Genomic DNA, 5,069 nt, shown 5'->3' with positions numbered 1-5,069 from the left:
AATTAAGGTAAATCGAAAAGCTGATTATTTAGTGCTGGAGTTAAAAGATAATGGTTTGGGGATTTCGGAGGAGCTTAAAGAAAGAGCCTTCGATATGTTTTTTAGAGGTGTAGAAAGCTCCACTGGTCCCGGTTTAGGGCTATACCTTGTCAAGAATGCAGTGGATTCTCTCAAAGGAAGAATCTCCCTAAAAAGTAAAGAGTATCAGGGTGTTACCTTTACAGTTTATTTGCCTTATAATTTCTAAATTTCAACTACATAAAACATAAAAGAAATTCCTAAAGTTGATGAAATAAGTGTAAGCTTCGAAAATGTACTTTTTCTAATGTAGGCGAGCTGTTGATGATTAATTTTAAGGCATTATATGAGAATTCACCCAGTGCCATTCTAATTCTGAAAGATGAAAAGTTTATTGATTGCAATAGCGCTGCTGTTGATTTGTTAGAGGCTGATACTTCAGTGTCACTTTTAAAATCTACCCCATCCACTTTATTGGCTAGCCAAAAAACACCTAATGGAATTTCTAACAAAGCTCTATGGAAGAAGATTTTAGCTGAATTTCGAATAGAAGGTAAAAAACAGTTTAATCTCTATTGCCGCACTTTAAAAGGTAAGGAGTTTTGGGCTGAATTAGACTTTAGGTGGTTAGAAGAAAATATAAAGGATCCCATTTCTGCTATTTACATAAAAGATAACTCTGAATTAAAAGAATCTGAGAGCAATTTTCATCTTTTTGTAGAGTCTTCTCCTGATATCATATTACGGTTTGACAAAAATCACAATTATCTTTTTGCTAATGATAGAACACTGGAGAGCTCTGGTAAACCTGGAAGTTATTACACTGGTCGAAATATTTATGATCATGGGTTTCCAAAAAGGATAGTAAATTTTTGGGATAAATCCTTAAATGAGGTGTTTATAACTGGAAAGGAAAAAAGAGTAGAGTTTTTATTTCTCAATGATGTTTGGTTCGATTGGTATATGGTTCCAGAAAAGGATAAAGTGGAGGGTGTTAAATCAGTTATTTGCTTTGTTCGGAATATTAATCAACAGAAGAAGACTGAGGAAAAGTTACGTTTGAAGCAAGAGCAATTGCGGTTTGCTCTAGAGTTTGCCAAGCTCGCTTATTGGGAAATCTTACTGCCTGAAGGGAAATTCTGGGTTGAAGAACCCCATGCCAATATTTATGGTATTCCTTTTCCGGGGAAACCTTTTTTGATGGCAGTGAAGGATTTATTTCTAGAGTACGTTATCCCAGAAGATCTGCCCCACCTTGAGAAAGTTTACTATTCACTATATCATGGAAAAACGGATAAGGCATCCGTGCAATTTAGAATTGATAGAAATGGGGAAATAAAATTGCTTTTGGCTAGTGCTATTTTGGTAAGGGATAAGGAAGCTAAAGGGAAAATGATTTATGGAGTTACGCAAGATATTACCGCCTTAAAGGAAAGAGAGGAAGAATTATTATTAAAGCAAACTCAACTTCGATATGCCCTCGATTTTGCCCAATTGGCTTATTGGGATACCGAACTGCCTGAAAGTGTAATATTATTTGATAGTTCACTAATGAAAATGTTTGGGATACCTGATAAAGGAGAGCCCGTTAAGATGACTCTTGAAGAATTTTTTGTCCGCTTTTTAGTTGAAGAAGATCAACCTAAAGTGAGAAAGGTTTGGTATGATTTGGCTCAGGGAAAGGTGGACAAAGCTTCGGTGGAATATAGAATTCTAAAAAATGGGGAAGAAAGGATTCTTACATCTGGTGGTGTATTGATTAAAGATGAGAAGCGGAAGAAGCATAGGGTTTACGGTATTACTCAGGATATCACCGAATTAAAGAGAAATGAGATGGAACTAAAAATGTACCGAGATAAACTGGAGGACTTGGTAGAAAAACGTACTTCGGATTTGAAAGAAAGCCAGGAATATTTTAAGGTAGCTATGGAAATGGCTAATCTTTGGCGTTGGGAATATGATCCTGAAAGTGGGAACTATACTGCCGATGAGACTTGTGCCAAAATTGTAGGTTTAGAAGAGATAAAAGATCGGGTGAAGGATGGTCGTGTGGTTTTTTCACAGGCGGAATGGCTAAATTATGTCCATCCTGATGACCGAAAAATGTTTTTAGAGGGGGTAAAGGAATCAGAAAAAGTAAGAGAAGGGGGGATTTTACCAGAAGCTATTTATAGGCTCCTTGATGTGAAAGGAAATGTAAGGTATTGTTTTATTCATAGAAGAGCAATTTATGATCCGGTCACGGGGAAATTAATCAAAAGGTATGGAGTGGCTCAGGATATCACCAGAATCCAAAGAGCTGAAGCGGAAAAGGAGCGATTATATCGGATAGTGGAGTCTACCTCAGATGTGATAGCTATTGTGGGTAAAGATAAAACTCTGATTTATTTGAATAAGGCAGGACTGGATTTTTTTGGACTTTCTTCGGAATCGAATTTGTCAAAATGGAAATTTTCTTTTCAGCATAGGGGGTCAACCTTAGATTTTATCAAAAAGGAGAGCTTTACTGAGGCTACACAAAATGGAGTTTGGAGTGGGGAAAATATTCTTATAAATAAATATGGAGAACGAGTGCCAATTTCACAAGTAGTAATTGCCCATTTAACAATTGGTGGGAAATTAGAGTGTTTTTCAACCATTATTAGGGATATGACAGCTCAAAAAAGGGTGGAGGAGGAGTTGCGTTTTAAAAATAATGAATTAGATACTTTTCTATATAAAACGTATCATGACCTAAGGGGGCCGGTAGCAACATTAAAAGGATTAAATCGCTTAGCCCAAAGGGAGTTCCATAGAAAGAAGGTCTTAGATTTCTTCCTTATGTACAATCAAGAAGTAAAAAAGTTGTATGAGATTGTTCAGGCTTTAATTGATCTTTCCAAGATAAAAGAAAAGGTGGTAAAAAAACATCCTATCGATTTTTCTTTATTGGTAAGCAGCTGTATTGATGGTTTAAAGAAAACTCCTGGATTTGAAGAAATTAATTTTAAAAAGGAAATAATGCTACTTAAAACCTTTAAGAGCGATGAAAGTCTATTGCGGATCATCTTTATCAACTTAATTAAAAATTCCATTCAATACAGGAAGCTCAATATTAATTCTTATATAAAAGTAGAGGTTTATCGGAGAATGGACCGATTAATAATCGAAGTTTCTGATAATGGACAAGGTATTCCAACAGAGCTGAAGGAGAAAGTATTTGATATGTTTTTTAGGGCAAATGAATTTTCAACAGGCTCTGGTTTGGGATTGTACCTAGTGAGAAATGCAGTGGATTCTTTGGGAGGAACTATAAAACTTCAGAGTGAAAAAGAGAAGGGAGCCAGCTTCAGAGTTAGTTTGCCCTTTATTACCTAAGCTAAGGGGTTGTATTTTAATGAGGAGTTAAATATATTGGGGGCAAAATAATAATGCTACTTTTCACTCTCTATTTTTTTCCAGCTCAAAATAAAAAAGTTCATCGGCAAATTTTATTCGGTCTGCTTTTTGGGTATTAAAATTTTCAGTTTGCCATTTATTTGTTGGGTAAATGGTGTAATACTTGCCTGTTCCAAATTTGACTTTCATGGGCATATTGAAATCCCAAGCATAATCTGTTTCCCATTTAAACTTGAGTTTGGCAGTTTTTCCTTTTTGTTGAACGCTGTAAATTAATTTTGGAGGGTCCACTCCTAAAAGGAATTGTCTGAAAATTGGCCTAAGATTATATTTTGTGTTTTCATCAAGGAAATCAATAATATCATCACTACTTACGTTTGAATATTTAAAATTTTGGTAAAGATTAAAAAGAAGAGCAAACCACTCTTCCTCATTATCTATGGTATTTCGGATGGAGTGAAGCATCCATGCCCCTTTGTAATACATGTCTGAATCATTCCAAAAGTTATAATTGACTCCCATGGGGGCTAATATAGGTTCTCGGTTGGCAATCTTACTCTTCATGTCTTGCATATAGGTTAAGAATTTTCCGTAACTAAACCGACATTCTATATACAATGCGTCTGAGTAAGTAGTGAAAGCTTCATGGATCCACATTTCAGCATGGTCTGATTCCGTCACACTATTCCCCCAATATTCATGTCCGCTTTCATGTATAAGGATAAAATCAAATCCGAAGCTATTATTTTTATAATTGTTCCCATAGGCGATAGCTCCTTGATGTTCCATACCCCAGTAAGGTGTTTCGACAAGTCCGTACCCATCTCTAGGGAAGGGGTACTTTCCATAAAGTTCTTCAAAGCATTGTAGCATGCCCTGGGTTTGTTTAAAATGTTTTTTTGCTTTGTCCAAGTTATAATCGAGAACATAATAATCCAGGGGGATCTTATCTCCGTCTAGTGCGGTATAAGTATCAGAAAAGTGGGCATAATGTGCAGCATTCAAAGTAACATTGTAATTGTTAATGGGATAAGTAACAAACCATTGAAACCTGGTGTAGCCATCTTGCAGAGGAATCACATTTCTGAGTTGCCCATTGGAGACTTCCATTAGTGGTGAAGGCACTTCTATTGTAATGGACATGCTGTCGGGTTTTGCAGTAGGGTGATCTTTATTAGGCCACCATAAGCTTGCCCCAAGGCCTTCACAAGATACCCCGATCCAATCTCGCCCCTTTTCGTCCTTACTCCAGGAAAAACCTCCTTCCCATGGTGGATTGCTGGCTTCTAGGGGTTGGCCATGGTAGTAAATCCTTAGGTTGCCTATACTCCCCTTATTAACTTTTTCGGGAAATTCTACGAAAAAAGCATTTCCGTCTCTTTGAAAGTCAAGTTTTTGGTCTTTAAATATGATTTGATCAATGATCATATTTTCAAAAAGATCTACCTGTATACGGTCAAAAGTAGATTGGGCAGTAAAGTAAATGTCGTTATACCCCTTTATGCTTTTAGAGGACGGGTTAATACGTAGATTAAGGTCGTAAAAATACACTTTATAGGCTCTACGGAGTGGACTTAACTGTCCTCTTAGGGAATCGGCATGTGTGAAAATTTGCATTTGTTGTCCCCTACAAAAAAAAGGACTAAAAAGAATGAAAATAAAAAGTATCCGAT

General features: G+C 36.4%; 3 protein-coding genes. 2 read left to right on the top strand and 1 reads right to left on the bottom strand.

Annotated elements, in window-relative coordinates:
* Positions 1-247: sensor histidine kinase (locus E1171_RS07325; RefSeq protein ID WP_187696322.1), on the top strand; the 247-nt coding region annotated here is incomplete at its 5' end.
* A 95-nt stretch (positions 248-342) separates the two neighbouring features.
* Positions 343-3,375 (top strand): PAS domain-containing sensor histidine kinase, encoded by a 3,033-nt coding sequence (locus tag E1171_RS07320; RefSeq protein ID WP_155205359.1) that lies wholly within the window; start codon positions 343-345, stop codon positions 3,373-3,375.
* Positions 3,376-3,438: 63 nt separating this feature from the next.
* On the opposite strand, the gene E1171_RS07315 is transcribed toward E1171_RS07320, so the two are convergent.
* Positions 3,439-5,069, bottom strand: a 1,631-nt coding sequence (locus E1171_RS07315; protein WP_222931433.1) for a M1 family metallopeptidase, incomplete at its 5' end; no start/stop codon positions are given.

The sequence above is a fragment of the Xanthovirga aplysinae genome, from assembly GCF_009711365.1.
GTDB lineage: Bacteria > Bacteroidota > Bacteroidia > Cytophagales > Cyclobacteriaceae > Xanthovirga > Xanthovirga aplysinae.
This window is presented reverse-complemented; position numbering and strand designations above follow the sequence as displayed.

Coding starts and splice junctions, on each gene's coding strand:
- E1171_RS07320 (WP_155205359.1), top strand. CDS start 343: ATGATTAATTTTAAGGCATTATATGAGAATTCACCCAGTGCCATTCTA.